Origin of the sequence: Candidatus Competibacter denitrificans Run_A_D11 (assembly GCF_001051235.1) — a bacterium.
GTDB lineage: Bacteria > Pseudomonadota > Gammaproteobacteria > Competibacterales > Competibacteraceae > Competibacter_A > Competibacter_A denitrificans.
Genome location: NZ_CBTJ020000020.1, coordinates 1 through 18,373, shown reverse-complemented (window position 1 = coordinate 18,373; position 18,373 = coordinate 1). Strand labels below are relative to the sequence as shown.

The 18,373-nt window shown below is 55.2% G+C and carries 21 protein-coding genes and 2 tRNA genes; 6 read left to right on the top strand and 17 right to left on the bottom strand.

Going from position 1 to position 18,373, the window contains the following annotated elements; genetic code table 11:
- The first annotated feature begins 117 nt into the window (after positions 1–117).
- Positions 118–2,007 carry an ATP-binding protein gene (locus BN873_RS02270; RefSeq protein ID WP_048670354.1) on the top strand — a complete coding sequence of 630 codons (1,890 nt, stop codon included), beginning with the start codon at positions 118–120 and terminating at the stop codon, positions 2,005–2,007.
- 73 nt (positions 2,008–2,080) lie between these two features.
- Positions 2,081–2,156: transfer RNA gene (locus tag BN873_RS02265), tRNA-Thr, on the top strand.
- A 92-nt stretch (positions 2,157–2,248) separates the two neighbouring features.
- On the opposite strand, the gene panC is transcribed toward BN873_RS02265, so the two are convergent.
- From panC to pcnB, 4 genes are all read right to left on the bottom strand, one after another.
- Positions 2,249–3,094, bottom strand: coding sequence for a pantoate--beta-alanine ligase (panC, locus tag BN873_RS02260; RefSeq protein WP_048670353.1), 846 nt, complete (start codon positions 3,092–3,094; stop codon positions 2,249–2,251).
- Positions 3,095–3,112: 18 nt separating this feature from the next.
- Positions 3,113–3,931, bottom strand: coding sequence for a 3-methyl-2-oxobutanoate hydroxymethyltransferase (panB, locus tag BN873_RS02255; protein WP_048670352.1), 819 nt, complete (start codon positions 3,929–3,931; stop codon positions 3,113–3,115).
- A 104-nt stretch (positions 3,932–4,035) separates the two neighbouring features.
- Positions 4,036–4,533 (bottom strand): 2-amino-4-hydroxy-6-hydroxymethyldihydropteridine diphosphokinase, encoded by a 498-nt coding sequence (gene folK / locus BN873_RS02250; RefSeq protein WP_048670351.1) that lies wholly within the window; start codon positions 4,531–4,533, stop codon positions 4,036–4,038.
- 17 nt (positions 4,534–4,550) lie between these two features.
- Positions 4,551–5,873 (bottom strand): polynucleotide adenylyltransferase PcnB, encoded by a 1,323-nt coding sequence (gene pcnB / locus BN873_RS02245; protein WP_048670350.1) that lies wholly within the window; start codon positions 5,871–5,873, stop codon positions 4,551–4,553.
- A gap of 116 nt (positions 5,874–5,989) precedes the next feature.
- On the opposite strand from pcnB, the gene BN873_RS02240 reads away from it, so the two are divergent.
- Positions 5,990–6,065: transfer RNA gene (locus tag BN873_RS02240), tRNA-Glu, on the top strand.
- A gap of 121 nt (positions 6,066–6,186) precedes the next feature.
- Here the strand turns inward: BN873_RS02240 and BN873_RS02235 are convergent.
- From BN873_RS02235 to BN873_RS02210, 6 genes are all read right to left on the bottom strand, one after another.
- Positions 6,187–6,381: a type II toxin-antitoxin system HicA family toxin gene (locus tag BN873_RS02235; RefSeq protein ID WP_048670349.1), complete on the bottom strand. Its 195-nt coding sequence runs from the start codon at positions 6,379–6,381 to the stop codon at positions 6,187–6,189.
- 2 nt (positions 6,382–6,383) lie between these two features.
- Positions 6,384–6,605 (bottom strand): DUF1902 domain-containing protein, encoded by a 222-nt coding sequence (locus BN873_RS02230; RefSeq protein WP_071243980.1) that lies wholly within the window; start codon positions 6,603–6,605, stop codon positions 6,384–6,386.
- A 111-nt stretch (positions 6,606–6,716) separates the two neighbouring features.
- Complete coding sequence (locus BN873_RS02225) at positions 6,717–7,601, bottom strand: TAXI family TRAP transporter solute-binding subunit (protein WP_048670347.1); 885 nt, start codon at positions 7,599–7,601, stop codon at positions 6,717–6,719.
- 47 nt (positions 7,602–7,648) lie between these two features.
- Entirely contained in the window at positions 7,649–8,542 is an 894-nt protein-coding gene (locus tag BN873_RS02220) for a lysophospholipid acyltransferase family protein (protein ID WP_048670346.1), read from the bottom strand.
- A 7-nt stretch (positions 8,543–8,549) separates the two neighbouring features.
- The gene (locus BN873_RS02215) at positions 8,550–8,771 is read right to left on the bottom strand and encodes a putative signal transducing protein (RefSeq protein ID WP_048670345.1); all 222 of its coding nucleotides are present in this window, start codon (positions 8,769–8,771) and stop codon (positions 8,550–8,552) included.
- Positions 8,768–9,511: an MlaA family lipoprotein gene (locus tag BN873_RS02210; RefSeq protein WP_048670344.1), complete on the bottom strand. Its 744-nt coding sequence runs from the start codon at positions 9,509–9,511 to the stop codon at positions 8,768–8,770. Before BN873_RS02210 ends, BN873_RS02215 begins: the two co-directional genes overlap by 4 nt.
- 307 nt (positions 9,512–9,818) lie before the next feature.
- Here BN873_RS02210 and BN873_RS02205 point away from each other — a divergent pair, with 307 nt between their 5' ends.
- The gene (locus BN873_RS02205) at positions 9,819–10,433 is read left to right on the top strand and encodes a cyclic nucleotide-binding domain-containing protein (protein ID WP_048670343.1); all 615 of its coding nucleotides are present in this window, start codon (positions 9,819–9,821) and stop codon (positions 10,431–10,433) included.
- Positions 10,434–10,476: 43 nt separating this feature from the next.
- Positions 10,477–11,922 carry a hypothetical protein gene (locus BN873_RS02200; RefSeq protein ID WP_048670342.1) on the top strand — a complete coding sequence of 482 codons (1,446 nt, stop codon included), beginning with the start codon at positions 10,477–10,479 and terminating at the stop codon, positions 11,920–11,922.
- Here BN873_RS02200 and mutM read toward each other — a convergent pair.
- From mutM to BN873_RS02175, 5 genes are read right to left on the bottom strand one after another with little or no spacing between them, the layout of a single operon-like run.
- A complete protein-coding gene (mutM, locus tag BN873_RS02195) occupies positions 11,919–12,734 on the bottom strand; it encodes a bifunctional DNA-formamidopyrimidine glycosylase/DNA-(apurinic or apyrimidinic site) lyase (protein WP_048670341.1) in 816 nt (271 codons plus the stop codon). The two genes, BN873_RS02200 and mutM, sit on opposite strands and share 4 nt — an antisense overlap.
- Positions 12,734–13,273, bottom strand: a complete 540-nt coding sequence (locus tag BN873_RS02190; protein ID WP_048670340.1) for a hypothetical protein — start codon at positions 13,271–13,273, stop codon at positions 12,734–12,736. The genes mutM and BN873_RS02190 overlap by 1 nt, the downstream gene beginning before the upstream one ends.
- 2 nt (positions 13,274–13,275) lie before the next feature.
- Positions 13,276–14,658 carry a GldG family protein gene (locus BN873_RS02185; RefSeq protein WP_048670339.1) on the bottom strand — a complete coding sequence of 461 codons (1,383 nt, stop codon included), beginning with the start codon at positions 14,656–14,658 and terminating at the stop codon, positions 13,276–13,278.
- A gap of 3 nt (positions 14,659–14,661) precedes the next feature.
- Positions 14,662–15,414: an ABC transporter permease gene (locus tag BN873_RS02180; protein WP_048670338.1), complete on the bottom strand. Its 753-nt coding sequence runs from the start codon at positions 15,412–15,414 to the stop codon at positions 14,662–14,664.
- Positions 15,411–16,349 (bottom strand): ABC transporter ATP-binding protein, encoded by a 939-nt coding sequence (locus tag BN873_RS02175; RefSeq protein ID WP_048670337.1) that lies wholly within the window; start codon positions 16,347–16,349, stop codon positions 15,411–15,413. Before BN873_RS02175 ends, BN873_RS02180 begins: the two co-directional genes overlap by 4 nt.
- A 92-nt stretch (positions 16,350–16,441) precedes the next feature.
- Between BN873_RS02175 and BN873_RS02170 the strand changes: the two genes are divergently transcribed.
- Positions 16,442–17,617 carry a DesA family fatty acid desaturase gene (locus tag BN873_RS02170; protein WP_048670685.1) on the top strand — a complete coding sequence of 392 codons (1,176 nt, stop codon included), beginning with the start codon at positions 16,442–16,444 and terminating at the stop codon, positions 17,615–17,617.
- A 99-nt stretch (positions 17,618–17,716) separates the two neighbouring features.
- Here BN873_RS02170 and rpmG read toward each other — a convergent pair whose 3' ends face one another.
- Together rpmG and rpmB are read right to left on the bottom strand one after the other, a co-directional pair.
- Positions 17,717–17,872, bottom strand: coding sequence for a 50S ribosomal protein L33 (gene rpmG / locus BN873_RS02165; RefSeq protein WP_048670336.1), 156 nt, complete (start codon positions 17,870–17,872; stop codon positions 17,717–17,719).
- A gap of 11 nt (positions 17,873–17,883) precedes the next feature.
- Positions 17,884–18,120: a 50S ribosomal protein L28 gene (gene rpmB, locus BN873_RS02160; protein WP_048670335.1), complete on the bottom strand. Its 237-nt coding sequence runs from the start codon at positions 18,118–18,120 to the stop codon at positions 17,884–17,886.
- Positions 18,121–18,373: the final 253 nt, after the last annotated feature.

The window sequence follows — 18,373 nt, the reverse complement described above, 5'->3', positions numbered from 1 at the left end:
AGCGGGACTCTGACAGTTTAGGTGATTTCCCAAAAAGGATGTACGCGCTCACAATCTACACGTTTTCTCCATCTCTTCATCTCAGCATCACCCGACCGTCCGGGAGATAGGTTGCCGATGCCTAAAATGCGCACGAATTTTCAAGGGTTGGTCCGCTTGCTGGCCAAAAGCTTGTACCCGGAACCGGATGCCTTCATCCGCGAGCTTTTGCAGAATGCGCACGACAGTATTCAGTTGCGCCGAGTTCAGGCCGGGGAACCGGCCGGTGTCATCCGAATTGAGGTGGATGAACGCGCCCGCACGCTGAGTTTTAGCGACAACGGCACCGGCATGGATCGCTCGGATATTGAGGAATTTCTCAGTGTTATCGGCAGCACCGGCACCGGTAATCGCGCTCGCCAGTTGGCCGCCCGCGACGTAGCAGTCGCCACCATCGGCCAGTTCGGTATCGGGCTGTTGTCGGCGTTCGTGGTCGCAGAGAGAATCGAGGTGTATACCCGCAAGTCGGGCGCGGCGCAGGCGTGGCGGTGGACCAATCATGGTGATGAGGATTACCAACTAGATCCCTTACCGGCGAACGGGCAACCGATGGGTACTCAGGTCGTGGTCGTATTGGCGGCTGAGCACGCCGCTTTCCTCAACGGCCACTTGATCCGCCAGATCGTGCGCCGCCATGCGGATTTTCTACCCTTTCCCATCCTGCTGAACGGCTTTGGCCCAATCAATGCCGTCACAGCACCCTGGCATGAGCCGGACTGGGAAAATCTTGCCGAACGAGAGTCACGGCTGCGCCACTTTCTCAGCGAGCGCTACGCCGACTCGCCTTTGCTGGTGATCCCGCTTGATCTACCACAGCCACGCGCATTAGGCGCTTTGTACATTCCAGCCCGCTATGGCCCTGGGATGCGCTCCGGTGGAACGTTAGATCTCTTCCAGACCCGTATGTGTATCCGCGCGAACGACCGCGAGCTGCTGCCCGAATGGGCTGGTTTCGTGCGGGGCCTGGTAGATTGCCCTACGTTGCAACCGACCGCCGCCCGCGACAACGTGTTGCGAGACGGCGTTTATAGCGCGTTACGCGAGGCTTTAGGCGAAGCCATCATCAACGCCCTGCTCGACCTTGCCACCCATGATCGGCCACGGTTTTTGCAAGTTTGTGACTGGCATCACGATGCCATCAAAGGCATGGCAGCGCGCCACCCGCAATTTGGCGCAGCGATCTTGGCCTATCTACCGTTCGAAACTCATCAGGGCAATTTAACCCTACCGGATTTCTTGGCCCGACAACCGACAGGGGCAAATGGCAAGAAATCCTTGTATTTTTTCACCCACGAAGCGGATGCCAACCAATTCTATGTGCTGTGCCGCGCCCGTGGCCTGCTCGCAATCAACGCTGGACGCTCGTTTGACGAAATCCTATTGCGCCGTTATGCCGACGCCTATCCGGCCGAGATTGAACTGAAGGTTCTGGATCGCCTGGAGGATCAGAGCTTTTATGAAGCCCTGGAGCGCGAGGAGCAAGAGGCTTATTCCGCCTTGGAACGGGCGGTAGATCGGGCATTGGCCGCGCAAGATATTGCGGTAGAAACCCGTGTCCGTCGATTCCAACCTGCTGAATTGAGCGCGGTGCTGCTGGCCGGTCAGCGCATTTCAGCTTTCGATGATCTGGGGCAGGCACTGGAAAAGCCGTTTCTGCTGGAGGGTTTGACCGAATTGGCCGGAGAGGTGCGCGACCGCCTGCGTCGGCAACCGTTGACCTTTTTTCTAAATGCCGAGCATCCGCTGATCCAACGCTTGCGCGACTTGGCCCAACCCGCAGCGCTCCGCTATCGCCCATTGCTGGCGGGTTTGTACTATGGGGCTTTGCTCAATGCTCGGCACCGCCTCACACCAGCCACTGCGCGGCATTTTCACACCGACTTACAAGCGTTATTGGGCGATTACCTCACGCTATCGCTAAAATGCCAAACTGAAGATAGCCCTGATGATCAAAAGGACGGGTCTTGAGTCAAGCAATACTCTTTACTTTTACTTGAATTTCAAACTTAAACTGATTAGATTTACCGACCTCATAAATTTCGCCGGAATAGCTCAGTCGGTAGAGCAACTGATTCGTAATTAGTAGGTCGGAGGTTCGATTCCTCTTTCCGGCACCAATATCAAGGCTTGCATTTCTGCAAGCCTTTTTTTGTCCGACTTCCCAGAAATCAGCCGCTCCCACTACGGCTATGAGCAACCTCCTCTGGGATTATCCCACCGCTATATTATCAATCAGGCGCGCCCGCCCCAGCCAAGCCGCCGCCAGAATCCGCAAATCCCGATCATCCTCACCCGGCGGCTGCAAATCATCAGCACGACGGATGGCAAAGTAGTCCGGCCGGAACCCAGCGTCTGCCAAGCGTGCATTGGCATCCGCCGCGACCTGCTCATAATCACGCCCGCCCGCCCGTAGCTGCTCGGCACTGGCCAGCAGAGTTGCATACAGTGCCGGAGCGATAGCCCGCTCAGCCGGCGTTAGATAACCGTTGCGCGAACTCATCGCCAGTCCATCAATTTCCCGCACAGTCGGGACGCCGATGATTTCGATGGGGAAATCGAGATCGGCCACCAGGCGGCGAATCACCATCAACTGCTGCCAATCCTTCTCACCAAACAGGGCAATATCCGGTTGCGCCATGTTAAAGAGCTTGCTCACTACCGTAGCGACCCCACGAAAATGAATGGGTCGGCTGGCACCACACAAAATGCCCGACAGCTCCGGAACACTCACCTGGGTCATTGTTTCCAGCGGTCGCGGATACATTTCGGCAACAGAGGGGGCAAACAGTAAATCCAAGCCTGCCGCTTCCAATTGACGGGAATCTTCCGCCAGCGTGCGCGGATAACCAGCAAAATCCTCTTTAGGCCCAAACTGGGTTGGGTTGACGAAGATGCTGGCGACAGTACGCGGCGCTTGCGCGCGGGCGCGCTCGACCAGATGAATATGGCCCCGATGCAAGTTACCCATGGTTGGCACTAAAGCAACCCGCTCCCCGGCTCGCCGCCAACCAGAAACATGGGTACGTAATTCAGCAATCGTATGGACAGTCTGCATAGTGGTCCTCATCAACCGTTAGGCTAGGCAATGTTCCGGGCCTGGGAACGTACCGTTTTTGACGGCTGCAACATACGCCGCCACCGCCGCTTGCAGGCTGTCGTGACCAGTCATGAAATTTTTCGAAAAGCGCGGCCGGCGCCCAAAAGTAATACCCAGCATGTCATAGCTGACCAGCACCTGAGCATCACAGCTCGGACCGGCACCAATGCCGATCAGAGGGATAGCCAAGGCTTCAGTCAAGCGAGCGGCCAGCTCCGCCGGAATACATTCCACCAGGGCGATGTCGGCCCCAGCTTCTTGTAGCGTGAGCGCCTCATTAATCATGTGATCAGCAGCCGCAGCCTCACGGCCCTGAACCTTATAGCCGCCTAATTTGTGGACCGATTGCGGTAACAAGCCAAGATGCGCACAAACCGGAATCCCGTTTCGGCTGAGCTGGCGCACCGTTTCAGCCAGCACCGCGCCGCCTTCCAGTTTGACCATGTGCGCGCCGCCCTCCTGCATCAGTCGCGCTGCGTTACGCACCCCTTGCTCAACCGTTGCGTAGCTGGCGAAAGGCATATCAGCCATCAGCAACGCTAATCCACTGCCACGCGCCACATTGCGGGTGTGATAAACCATCTCGTCCATCGTCACCGGTACCGTGGTACGCTGGCCTTGGATCACCATTCCCAAGGAATCGCCGACCAAAATCACCTCGACACCTGCCCCATCAAGCAGCGCTGCAAAACTGGCGTCATAGGCCGTCAAAACCGCGAATTTTTCCCGGTCACGTTTCATTTTGGCCAAGGTCGTGATCGTGATTGGCTTACGTGCTGGTTGTTCCTGGTACATGGCGTGCTCGGCGTGCGGGCCGCAACGGGCCAGCTTGATCTGACCCGGCGGCGGGATTATCGATGGTTTTGGAGCAGGTCGGGCTGCGCGGCTATCGTAGCCGGTTAATCGTCGCTGTCCAGTCGAATTAGACCGTGTTGCGGACAATTTGCACGAAGTTCGCGTAAAGAACCTTGACCAGGAATGATCAGGTCGGGCGCGATATCGTAGAGGGGATACAACACGAAAGCCCGTTCATGGAGGCGCGGATGCGGTAGCGTCAGGCGCGGCTCATCCGTGACAAGCTGATCGTACAGCAATAGATCCAGATCCAAGGTACGTGGCCCCCAACGCACGGTGCGACAACGCCCTTGCGCCAGTTCGAACGCTTGCAAGACCGCGAGTAACTGCCCTGGTGTCAGGCCGGTATCCAGGGCAGCAACGGCGTTGATGTAATCAGGCTGATCAGGCGGCCCACCAACCGGTGCACTCCGATAGAGCGCTGAGCGGGCGACACAACAACTGCTGAGCATATCGCCTAGCCGACTAAAGGCTTGGCGTACCTGGTAGATTGGATCACCTAAATTACTACCGATGCCGATGTAAGCCCGTGCGGGTTGCATGGGGCTGACTCCAGAACTTAAATTTCAGGTTGCAGGGGAGTGCTTTTTGGCGCTTTGCGTGCCGAGCGCGGCTTACGCCGCCGACGGGATTTCGCTTTATGAGGGCTGGCTTTACTCGGTTGGAGCGCTTGAGCGCGACCCGCTTCGTCAAGGGCTAAAAACCGGGTCCACCAATCGGCCAACGCGGCTGCCTCCTCGTCGGTTTCACCTCGCAGAATGAGAAAATCGTAGCCGGCGCGAAAGCGAGGATGGCCCAATAAGCGCAGTGGACGCTTGCCAGTGATCGTCGTCAGGCGCTGCTGCATTTCCCAAATTTCCCGCATCGGCAAACTGTGGCGGCGCGGTAACGCCGTGCGATGCAGTTGGGCTTGAATGACGGCATCTGCTGCAGCTTGCATCGCCTCGATATCGCTTAAATCGCCGGCACCGAGTTGTTTCATACGCTCTCGCAGCGGTTCCCACAGCAAGGCGGCGAATAAAAACGCCGGATTAACTGGTTTATCTTCTGCTAACCGTTGATCGGTACTCGCCAGCGCTCTTACCAGCAGAGTTTTTGGATAATGTTGCTGTTGATGGCTCAAACAGCGCTCGGTGGCTGGAAACAGGCAGCCGAACAAGCGGTAATGCCGCAGCAATTCGAAGGTCTGGAGCGCGCTGCCGGTCAAAAACAGCTTGAGAACCTCATCAAATAGCCGCGCGGCTGGAATTTGGTCAAGCAAATGACCTAAACGATGTAAGGGCGCTTCGGTAACCAGGTCAAAGCGGAAACCAAGCTTGGCGGCAAACCGCACCGCCCGCAGCATGCGGACGGGATCTTCCTGATAACGCTGAGTCGGATCACCGATCAGCCGAATCAAGCCGGCTTTGAGGTCAGCCATACCGCCAACGTAATCAATGACGACGAAATTATCGATATCGTAATACAGCGCGTTGACAGTGAAATCACGCCGCCACGCATCTTCCTCGATGTTGCCGTATACGTTGTCGCTGAGGATACGGCCGCTCGCTGTGCGCTCGACACTGGGGCCATCCCCATTCTCGTCCTCCTCGCCACGACCGCGAAACGTGGCGACTTCGACGATTTCCTGGCCAAACTGAACGTGCGCGAGCCGAAAGCGTCGCCCGATCAAGCGACAGTTGCGAAATAGCTTGTAGACTTGTTCGGGGCGGGCATCGGTCGCAATATCGAAATCCTTAGGCTCGCGACCCAACAGCAGATCCCGGACACCCCCGCCGACCAGGCAGGCCCGAAATCCACCTTCGCGCAACCGATACAGAACTTTGAGTGCGTTGGCACTAATGTTGGCCCGCGAGATGTTGTGCTGCGGTCGCGGGATCATGGTGGGTTGAGAAATGGGGCTAGCTTCCAAGGAGCGTTTGCAAACTCTTGTACGATGCGGGAGGGAGCGTATAATACTATTTTCCCTCCGATAAGCGCCACCCGCCTCCGATTTCCGCTCCCTTCGTCTAGTGGCCCAGGACACCGCCCTCTCACGGCGGGAACAGGGGTTCGAAACCCCTAGGGAGCGCCATTAAAAACAATGACCTAGAAACAAGTAATCTCTGGTTTACCCAATATTTACCCAAATACGGTGTTGAATGTGGGTAGGCAGTATTAGCCTCATCGCTGGGTTATCACCGCCAAACATCGGGTCAAAATGCTTTTGGTAAACCAGCCTGTTTCAATATCGCATTAGCCAAAGGGATAGCAGCCAAGGATTGGGGAACCGTAAAGGTTCGCCCATTGATGGCGCTATACCAAATTTCATGGTTACCCTTCCCTGAGCGAATGAGCCAGCAACCATTGGCTTTCAGGTGCTTTACCAAATCGGCATAAAGCAACGCCATTATTAAGCGGCCTTTGCCGTGATGACCCGTTCTGCTGTGATATGCAGCGGAATGGTATCGGCGGTAGCGACCTGATTAGCTTCAAGTAGTTCAGGGGTTAAGGCGGTTGCAATATCAACCAGTTCCTCGAAAGTATCTGCCTGAACGCATAAGCCAGGGATATCTTCACTGGTGGCGTACCAGACGTGGGCCTCATCATCCCATTGGGCGTGAATCTCCAGCATGGCGGTTTCCTCATGGGATTGGGAATCAAACGATAGCAATATCCAATCTAACAAAACTTATCAACTTGAATTTTCTTAAAAAATTACTAGCACATGTCGGTACTCAGGCGCTTACTTGGGGGCATCCCCCACCACGCGACTGGCAGCTAAGAGCATCACCTTCGACAGCCGTGTTCGTTGATCAGCGCTTAATTTATTCTTATTGGCCAGCATCAAGCCTCGCGTGCAGATGGTATCGACCGAAGTATCGAAGCCCCATTTCTTTTCGGCCACGGTGACGTTTTCGAAAGTGTAGACCGCGCTGCCATCAGGTAGCTTGTCGTTCAAATCCCAATCTTTCACTGGCACGAGCCGGAAATCTTTAGGGTTTTCCAAGACCACCCGCATTTCGGTGGACTTTGCCATAGGTTTTTGTACGACCATCGCTGCTTGAATCTGGCTAGTCTTACCGCCACTCTTGATCTGTAACAGCGCCTCTGCCCCATCGACAAAAGCGGGGGCGGTATTTTTGAAGCCCGGTTCCAATATCGTCATGTACTCCCAGGTAACCGCCACCCCACTGTTGGCGGATTGCACCGCGATCAACTTGCCCTGGGATTTCTGCAAGTCGCTGTCTGTATGAATATCACTGTCTTTACCGGTCACAATGAACACACATTCCTTGCCGATTTCACCCAAGGCGATGAATTTGTCAGCGAAAGCCGGATGATCTTTTAGGTAGCGCTTTAGCGCATCTGCTTGGGTGAGGCCGACACTAACCGGACTTTGGGGATCATCCAGTTGAGTGAGGTTTTCGAGCGATCCCGCACTGGTACGCACTTCAGCCGGTTGATCCTGCTCGGCCAGGACACTCTTCAAACGATCACCCACCGTGTAGTAACCACCGCCACTCTTGCCGGTGCTGATCACGATGACCGGCTCAGCGGCTTGTACCACGCATACACCGAGCGCGGCGATCAGTACGCAGAGACGGGATACTGGGAATCGAACAGCCATTTCGGTTCTCCTTCACACAATTGCAGGTTGGTCAACAGCCTTGCACTTCAGTACAGTAACTCCGGCGCGTTCGGTGGACGTGTTTTGAAGCGCTTATAGGCCCATAAATACTGCGCCGGCAACGAGCGAACCGCCGCTTCTACCCCCCCGTTCAGTGCAGCGGCCGATTGTTCGAGCGACCGCGCGGCGGTCACCTCCGGTAAAGCCCGCAAATGCAGCCTGAATCCTTGGCCGCGCGGCAAGCGTTCAGCCCAGGTTAAAAACACGGGAACTTTCGTTTTTAAGGCCAGGCGCGATACCAGGGTCATCGTGCTGGCTGGGATGCCAAAGAATGGCGCGAATACGCCCCCCTCCGGGCCAGGGTCTTGATCGGGCAGGATACCCAACACCTCACCATCGCGCAGGGCCGCCAACAGAGCACGTACCCCGCTGGGGTCGGTCGCTACCACCTTACCGCCAAGCCGCCCGCGCCCCTGGCGGCTCATAGCGTCAAGACCCAGCCGACTGGGACGGTAGAGAATGGTCAGCGGATGGCGGCTCGAATAATAAAGCCCGGCCATCTCCCATGATCCAAGATGAGGGGTCAGTAGAATCGCTCCGGTTTTTTGGCGGACAGCCTCGGCTAGCATCGCCTCGCCAGCTACCGAATCACGCACCAACTTTAGAACTCGTTCGCCAGACCAAAGCCAGAGCGGCCCCAGTTCGCACAGCAATTTGCCGGTCTCCTGTAAATTCCAGCACAATAGGGCATCGCGCTCATGGCATGGCACTTCAGGAAAACATAGCGCTAGATTGCGTTCGGCGATGGTTCGCACAGGATTACCGGGAATTCGCCACAGCAACCAGCCAAACCCGGCCCCAACCGCATGGGCCAGCGGCAAAGGCAGCTTGGCGGTTGCGCGTAGCAGGCCGGTTAACAGCGCCCGCCGCTTCAACTTCATAATCCTATTATTCAAGCTCCCCGGAGTAGTCCGCAGCCAGCACGGCACGCGCGCGCCTCAAATCCGCCTCGGCCACCTGAAGCTCAATCCCGCCCGCGACGATCCCTAGCGGCAAGAGCGAGCGATCTACCATCACGCAAGGAACCTCTTCCACCAGCAACCGCCCACGCACGATTTCCGCCTGCGATAACGCATCGAACACCGCCAACGTCACACGAGCAGGGGTCATGGCGTGGCTTTATCAGGTCCAGCATCGAAATCGGGTTTTTCTGCGGGTGGATTGCCGTCATACACCAAGTTGCGCCGCTGCTGCAAATAGGCGCTACGTCGGAATGTGTAAGGGTCGATCTCGGCCTCAGCCAATGCGCGTTCCACTCGCAACAAGCCAGCTCGTTGATTGATGATATCCAATCCCCGCAAACTCCATCGTGCCGGGTCGGACTCAATGCCCCAACTCAACGGATTGACAAAACTATCGCCCACCAGCCCAAACGTATCCCGCACCGTACTCGGCCCCAACAAAGGCAACACGACATAATAGCCTTCACCGACCCCCCAAACGCCCAGTGTCTGGCCGAAATCTTCGGCGTGTTTCGGCAACTCCATGCGGCTGGCAACGTCAAACAGGCCGAGCACACCAAACGTGGTATTGAAAACAATCCGACTACTGTCCATCGCGGCTTGATGGAATTTAACTTGCAGCAAATCGTTGGTCAAAACGACCACATCGTTGAGGTTGCTAAAGAAGTTGGTAATGCTGGCAATCACAACTGCCGGCAAGACAGTCTGATAAGCGCGAGCCACTGGCCTCAATACTGCCTTATCCACCGCGTCATTGAACGTAAACACGGTACGGTTATAGCTTTCCAGAGGATCTGAGTCATCGCGCACCGGCGTTGTAGTGGCGGCGCATCCCACGAGCAGGGCTATGGCGAAAAGGGGAGATAAACGGCACAAAATTTTATGCATGGTGCTGGAACACGGAAATCCGAGGCAACATTGCCTCACTTAATCTTACCCCAACCGTGCTGATCCCGCATGGTGGGCCATGGATGTAGTCATGCACATAGCCAAATTGATTCAAAAATCGCAAAATATTAACATTTTTTATACATTAGCATCCTAAAAAACACTATAATGCAAGTTACGCTGCTGACTTAAGCAATCTGGAAACCACGATCCCATGCCATGGCATTGAGGAAAATCGACGCCATGGATGACTGCTGAATTCCAGCTAATACCCTTAAACTGTTCTGATCTCTTGGGAGCACTTATTATGCGTATCTATCAAAGCGATCCGGCTTTGCCGGAACTGGTTGACCGGCTCAGAAAAATCCCGTTTTTAAATGCCTTCCAGGATCAGCAGCTTAAAAATATCTTGAGCGTCAGTCGTATCCTCGCTTACAACCCTGATGAAATCATTATCCCCGAAGGTGCCATCGGCGGCCAATTCTACGTTCTGCTGGGTGGCAAAGTGCGGGTCGTCAAGAATCAAAACCAGATCGCAAGCCTGTGTCGGGCTGGGGATCTCTTTGGTGAGCTTTCGGCGTTGGGTAACGAGATCCGTACCGCCTCCGTGGTCGCCGTCGAGCCGACGTGGTGTTTGGAATTAAATCCGGAATCTTTCGAAACACTGCCGGCGACCGAGCGGGACGCTTGTTATTCACTGATCTATCGCTTCATCGCGCAAATTGTCGCCGCACGCTTGAAAAAAACCACGGATGAGCTGGCTCTGGTCACCGCCGAGTTGGAAACAACCCGACGCAACCTAACCGAATTGCAAAGTAATTCGAAACAGAGCACATTCAATGGCGAATTGACACAGGCAATCGAGCAATTACGCCGTACCAAAGATCGGTTAGCGCGGCTGGGCCGTCCCACCGAGGAGTAATCGTTCGCCTGATTTCTTATCGGGCTTGTTGGAGGATACCGCTATGTTTTGCTCAACTCGTCTTTGGCTTGCGGCTAGCGCTCTGCTCTGGGCCTCAGCGGTACCAGCCGCCAAAACTGTCAACGAAGAGTTTCCTGTACCCCTACAGAGTCCTTCAGCCACAGCGCGCCCCGCATCACCTGATCTTGGTCGCACCCGGCCGATCCGGGATGAGTTGGGACAAGGCCCTGCGATACGGGCGGCGACAGCACCAGCGGCCATTGCTGCCGCCGTCGCACAAGCCGTTCCCGGTTGTCGGATGATCCGTTTTAATGCGGGCTTTGGCTGGGTAGCCACTGGAACCGCCCAATATCCAGCCTCTGATAATCAAGTCGCGCTGCGCCGCACCCGCCAAGACGCCCGTTTTCAGGCTTTTACCGATGCATATGCGCGCTTGGCCGGTTGCTTGGTTGCTCTATCCCCCCAAGCCCGGCAACATATCACGGCGACTCTGGAACAAAACGATGCCATCCGCTTGGCTTTGATCAATTTGGCATTCACTGACGCCGATAAAAATGAGCAAGCCCTGCGGATTTTGGCGCGTGGCTTCGTCACTCACTCAATACGGGAAGATCAAAAGCGTCGTGCTTTTTATGTGAATTTGGTGACCACTCCCAACACCGCCACTCGATTGACCCGGCCTACTCCCAACGCCATTGAAGCGATCTCCTTGCAAGATGGTCTTCGGCAGGTACAGGCGGAAATTGAGGCCGGTTTAATCCCACCCACCGGCAATCGGCTGATCGTCGTCAACGCAACCGGCGAACTGGCGTTGGTCGGCTACGCGATCAATCTCATCGGCACCCACCCCGATCCGGCGTCACAGGATAAGCTGCGCACGGATGCCGAGAAGATTGCGATTAACCGTGCTACAGAGGCGTTGATAGGCGTGGCTTTGGGCGACGATAGCGCATGGCAAAACGGCTTAGATGAAGCCAGCCGAGCCGACCTCCAGACCTTGAATGCGGGATACGCTAACGATGAACCCAGTGTGAGCCGTTTTTTGCAAATCCGCGATTTAAGCATGACCGCCCTTAAAGAGGATCTCGGTCTGATAGCGCTCCGGGAAGGCCGCTTGCCAGCGGTTGCGATAAAACGCTTTCGCACAGAAGACGCCGTAACCGTCGCGATGATTTATACGCCGACCATCAAGAAACGGCAGACCAGGCCCACGCCCGCTGCGCGCACTCATCTCCCAACTGGCGTTAGGTCACCGAGCATGGACAAACCACCCGCAATACGCGGCAGTACGCCTGCGGTGCCACCACCGACCCCAGCAGCGATTAGCACGCCAGCCGCAGCCGAAACAGCCCCTCCCGCCCCATCGTTCAAACCGCCAATCAGCGCAACGCCCGCAGTCACCCCCACGGTAGAGCCATCTCCGAAACCCATGAATACGCTAACTGAGCAGGCTCCCTCTGGAGGAAAAGAACCCAACACAGCCCATTAATGCTGGCAATTCGGGCAAAAATACGTCGCACGCTGGCCGATCCGGCACTGCTGGATCGGTGCTCCACAAACGGAGCAGGCTCGCGCTTGACGGGCGTATACCTGCAAAGACTGTTGGAAATAACCCGGCTCACCCGCGCCATTGACGAAATCCCGCAGCGTTGTGCCACCTTGGCGAATCGCTTCACGTAAAACCTCCCGGATCGCGCTGACTAGCCGCTCGCATTCAGCAAGGCTAAGCTGGCCTGCGCAACGCAGCGGGTGGATATTGGCTGTAAATAACGACTCGTTGGCGTAAATGTTGCCAACACCGACCACCACCCGATGATCCATGATGAAAGGCTTGATAGCTGGAATTCGACCTTGTACCCGCTGATACAGATAACGGCCGGAAAACGCTTCATCGAATGGCTCAGGACCGAAAGTCCGCAGCAAAAAATGCTGTTCCGGCGGCTCCACAGTCCACAGCACAGCGCCAAACCGGCGGCTGTCATTAAAGCGCAGACATTGCCCACCCGTTAATATGAAATCGACATGATCGTGTTTTGTCGGCGGCGTATCGGCCGGAAGAATCCGCAAGCGCCCAGACATCCCAAGATGCAAAATGATGGTGCCGGTATCGGTACCCAGCAATAGATACTTACCACGCCGGTCAAGCCGTTGAATCGTTTGCCCCACTCCCGCTGTGATCAGTTCGTTCGTCACCGGCCAACGCAAGCAAGGTTGTCGCACCACAATCCTGACAATGCGCTGACCGAGTACATGCGGAGTGATACCAGCACGAATCGTTTCAACTTCAGGCAGTTCGGGCATTACCGCTGACGTCCAGTCTTCAGGAGAGTCTCGATAGAAGGCGCTATAAAACTCTCGGCCGCACTGGTTAACAAGGGATAGATAGCATCTGGGCAGAGGTAAACGACCCGACCAATTTGCAGATAGCGTTGCCCATCGGTTGGGGCGGTGGTACCGAAACGGATCTCCCGATCCTCTAACCACAGGCGTAATTGGGGAGGGTCAAGCTGTAACGCCGCCAAATCTATGCCATCGGCCGAATAAGATAATGGGCAACGCGCACCGGGAAGGCGCAAGATTGGATCAAGCAAAACCGGATTGGCTAATCCAGCCATTCGCGCGATCATCCACCAACCATCGGCCCGCCGCTCGAATACCAACGGCTCCTGGTTCAAACGAACTGCCACGATCCGGTTGATTTGGGTCGGCGTCAAATTCAGCAGCGCTGAAACCTCTGGCGGCAACTGAGGACCGGAATCGAGTAGCACCATCAATAGCAACCCGCCAGCTAAACCCAGCAGCCCGATATTCAACCATTGCCGCCATGCCAATGCGCTCATACTTAGCGCCGCCGCCGGTGAAACCAGACCAACCAACCCGTAGTTAATAAACCGACGGGTACGCCCAATAAGAAAATGGCAGCGATCATCGCGAGTTCTTTATCAGATAAATCCAAATTCGCATCAGAAGCAGCCTTGGGAGGGATGATCAGCGGTACATCTTCTAACGTCAGCCAATTCATGAGATTAAGCCCCAACTCTAGATTGGCGCCATTGCCTAGATAGGTATTCGATAAAAAATCACCATCGCCCACGATAGCCAGCCGTTGCTGCGGCAACTTGCCAGTGTCTCTGCTACTGCTGTTGGCTATCATCGGCCGCGGTCGGGACAATGCCACAGCCACCTCTAGCGGCCCAGCGTGTTCGGCGCTATCGGGATCAAGATGCACTACACCATCGGTAGGGCCTGTCTCTGTCCATGCGCTGGCTTGGCTCTCTAGCAGCACCGCCGAACTCCAGCCAGAACTCGGAGCGATCTTGAGCGCCACTGCTTGAGGCAAGAGCGTGGGAACCCGTAAGGATTGGGTGATGGGGTGCGGCCCATAATCCACCACGGGAATGAACGCGGGATTTTTGATCCCAAGGCGCGAGGTATCAGAGTCAACCACCACACCAGGCAGGATGGTGATTCCCAGCAGGGCCGCCAGTGATTCCAAACCGGCCAGGCCACCGGGTTCCAACAGCCACAGCAGATTACCACCCTGAGCTACATGATTGGCAACCCGCTGGGCCTCGGCGAGTGACAACGACTGCTGGGGTCCGGTGATCACCAACACAGCGCTCTCTGCAAGCACTGGTGAATCTTCCGCTAAAGTGACCGAACGCACCCGTATACCGATTTTCTCCAACTCCTGGCTGAAAGTACCCAAGTCGTAATTAGCCACACCAAGCGGATTGCGTTCTCCATGCCCTGTCAGAAAGAACAGCGTGCGATCCTGCTCAAGATGCAAGCGCTGCAACGCCGCTGTCAGTGTCTGTTCGGTCAATTGATGAACTTTTTCCGCGCGACCGCGATATTCCACATACAACTCACCATCCAGGGTCACACCGAGCGCCCGTGCCCGATCCGGCAGCAAATCGGGATTAACAAAGCTCAACGTCAAATCCGGCTTTATCCGCCGATACCGCTCAATCAATCGCTGAATCGCATCGCGCAGTGTCGGATTATCGCGAGCATAGGCGGTGATATGCACCGACTCCGACAAGCGCGTCAGCAGGGCTTGACTAGGCGCTGATAAAGTGTTGCGCCCACCGCTGGTCCAGTCAGCGCGAATGACGTACCGGTTGCTGAGCCACGCCAATAGCCCAACCACTAAACCGAACAACAATAGAAAGAGCCATTGCTGCAACTTTAGCCGCCGGCGCACCGAAGGATCTAGACGCATCGGTCAATGGCCCAATCGCTCATTGTCCAAGCGCTGAATCGCCAACCCCAGAAAGGTCACGCTAAACAGCAGGTAATACACGACATCCGCGCTGTCGAATAACCCGCGTAGCAAAGCATCGTGATGGCCCAACAGAGAGAGATAACCGAGCAAACTGCCCGCCGCTTCCCCACCAACGGTTCGTAGATCAATCACGCAGAGAAACAGCAATAGCCCCAACGTAGCGACGGCCGCTACCATGGGTTGGCTAGTTAATGTCGATATATACAGACCCGCAGCGGCAAATCCGGCAACCAACAACGCTAAGCCCAACCAACCGGCCAGCAGCTTGCCCACATCAAGCGTCGTTCCAGTCCCCAGCGTCAGCGGCATTAAGGCAATCAACGCGGTCGCACCTAGCAAAAACACCAGCACTCCCAGGTATTTCCCCAAAACGATGGCGGCTACTGAGACGGGCGAGGACAACAGCAGATCCAAAGTGCGGCTACGCCTTTCTTCGCTAATCAGGTTCATCGTAAGCAGGGGCGTTAGCATCAAGAAGCACCAAACCGCGACGCGAAATAAAGGCGCAGCGACTAAATCAGTGACACCAGGGGGATTCTCCAGCCCCACCAAGCGACCTTGCAAATTCCGAAAATCATCAATTAACAGCAGAAACAGCCAGGCACACAATCCTTGCGCTACTGCCAGCAATGTCCAGGCCACTGGAGATAACCATAAGCGGCGCAATTCGCGGGATGCAATCAGCAAAATCATTGAGCGATCTCCTCGCCCAGCGTTAGCTCAACGAAAATCCGTTCCAAACTATCTCGCTCAGGCACCAATTCCCACAGATCCCAAGCCTCCCTTACGGATCGTTCGACGATCGCACGATGGAACGTCTCGCCAGAGCGGTGATACAACCGAAAGCGGCCAGTACCCAATGCTTCCACCCGCTCAACCTCCGGTATCTCTGCCAAGCTGGCTAAGGGTGGCGGCGCACCCAAACCGATACGCAATGACGTAGACCCCTGACGCCCTTCAAGATCGGCGAGTGCACCGGCATAAACCAGCTTTCCAGCACGCATGATCTGCACATGGCTACACATCGCCTGCACCTCCGTCAATAGGTGGGTGGACAAAATGATGCCACGGCTTTCTCCTAATTCCCGGATCAACCGACGCACGTCTCGCAGTTGGATAGGGTCTAAACCGACTGTTGGCTCGTCTAACAGGATGATCGGCGGATCGTGCAAAATAGCCTGAGCGATACCTACACGCTGCCGATAGCCTTTGGATAGATTGCCGGTTAAACGCTTGCCGACCTCAACCAACCCACATCGTTCCTTGACCCGCGTCAGTGCCACGCGGCTGGCAGCACCATTGAGACCGTGAAGGCGAGCACTGTAAAGCAATTGTTCATCGACCGTCAGTTCACGATACAGGGGCGGTTGCTCAGGCAGGTAACCCATGGCCCGTTTAGCCTGGATCGGCTGGTCCAGCAAATCGCTATCTGCAATCACGATTCGGCCAGCATCCGGTGCCAAAACGCCAGACAGCAACCGTAGGGTGGTGGACTTTCCAGCACCATTGGGGCCGAGAAATCCGAGGATTTGACCCTTGGCGAGGGTGAAGCTGATCTTGTTGACAGCGCGAATATCCCCATAACATAGGGTTAACCCGTCCACTCGCATTAATAGATCGTCAGTCATAGTTGTCGCGACAAGCATTTGCTCCCATTAGGCTTTATGCTGATAATCAGCCATACAGTTCATTTCCTCCAAAGGACATTGCATTGAACCTGATTGCTCACGGCGTACTGGACCTATCTTTCTGGGAGTTGGTGTTAGCAACACTCGTATTGACCCACATCACTATCGTGGCGGTCACAATATTCCTCCATCGCAGCCAAGCCCATCGCGCCTTAGAGCTGCATCCGGTGATCAGCCACTTTTTTCGATTCTGGCTATGGTTAACCACCGGGATGATTACCAAACAATGGGTCGCCATTCACCGGAAACATCACGGCAAGTGCGAAACGCCAGAAGACCCACACAGCCCACAGATTTTGGGTATTCGCAAAGTACTATGGCAAGGGGTAGAACTGTATCAGCTTGAAGCTTCCAATGTAGATACCTTGGAGCGCTATGGACATGGCACACCTAACGATTGGTTGGAAAAGCACCTTTACGCCCGCTATGACCGGCTGGGGGTGGTCCTTTTGTTATTTTTGGATCTTGCATTATTTGGGATTACCGGCTTGACGGTTTGGGCAGTGCAATTGTTTTGGATTCCCTTCTGGGCCGCTGGCGTTATCAATGGCTTAGGTCATTATTGGGGTTATCGAAATTACGAGCCGCGTGATGCCTCGACTAATCTAGTGCCAATTGGCTTGCTGATCGGAGGCGAGGAGCTACATAACAACCATCACGCATTTCCCACTTCAGCAAAACTATCAAGCAAATGGTGGGAATTCGATATCGGCTGGTTTTATATTCGGCTGTTGGCGATTTTCAAGCTAGCCCACATTAAGAAAACCGCTCCCATTCCCCAGCAGATACCCGACAAGCAGAATATCGACCTCGATACCTTACGGGCGGTGGTTTTGAATCGCTTGCACGTTATGGCTGAGTTCGCCCGTGAAGTTATTCTTCCTGTGCTAAAAGAGGAATTGCGCAAGGCCGATGATTCACGACGGCAGATACTCAAGCGAGTTCGAGCACTCCTGATCCGCGAGGAAACCCGGTTGGGCGAGCACGAACGCGATCAGCTTCGCAAGGCCCTCAACATCAGCCAAACGTTGCGGACTGTCTATGAATTTCGCTTAGGATTGCAGAATATCTGGAGCCGCACGACCGCCAGCCATGAAAAGCTGCTGGTCGCTTTGCAAGAATGGTGCGCACTCGCCGAAGCGAGTGGCATTCAGGCGCTGCAAGATTTTGCGCGGGAGTTACGCAGTTACTCGCTGCGGCCTGTTTGATAGCCTGGCTGGGTAAAGCAAACCCTGTCCAGTGAGTTGACTGGCAGGGATTATTTGCAACACGCACTACTCATCCAGTGAATTTAGATGAGGAAGCGATCATTTAATCTTGGCTTCTTTATAGGGGACATGTTTGCGGACGACGGGATCGAATTTCTTCATTTCAAGCTTTTCCGGCGTCGTGCGCTTGTTCTTGGTGGTGGTATAGAAGTGACCAGTCCCCGCAGTCGAAACCAACTTAATTTTGTCACGCATAGCCTATCTCCTTAGACTTTAGTGCCTTGGGCGCGCAAATCGACAAGCACGGCGTCAATCCCTTTCTTATCGATGATACGCATACCGTGCGAGGAGACGCGCAAGCTGACAAAACGCTGTTCGCTTTCAACCCAAAACCGATGGATATGCAAATTCGGCAGAAACCGGCGCCGGGTTTTATTGTTAGCATGAGAAACATTATTTCCAGTGATCGGACGCTTACCCGTCACTTGGCAAACTCTGGACATCGGATTATCTCCAACTACTCAACCAATCTGTGAAGCTACGAATTTATAGCAATTTTGCAACTAATGGACAAGCACAACGCATCAGCCAAGCTACGGCGGGTTGCATCCTATCCTAAAAAACAGCAACCCCCCTCGTGGTCCGAGGGGGGTCTAACAATAAGAGCCTGGCGATGACCGACTTTAGCGCGAGTAGGTCTCGCACGATCATAGGCGCGGAGCGGTTTCACGGTCGAGTTCGGGATGGGGTCGGGTG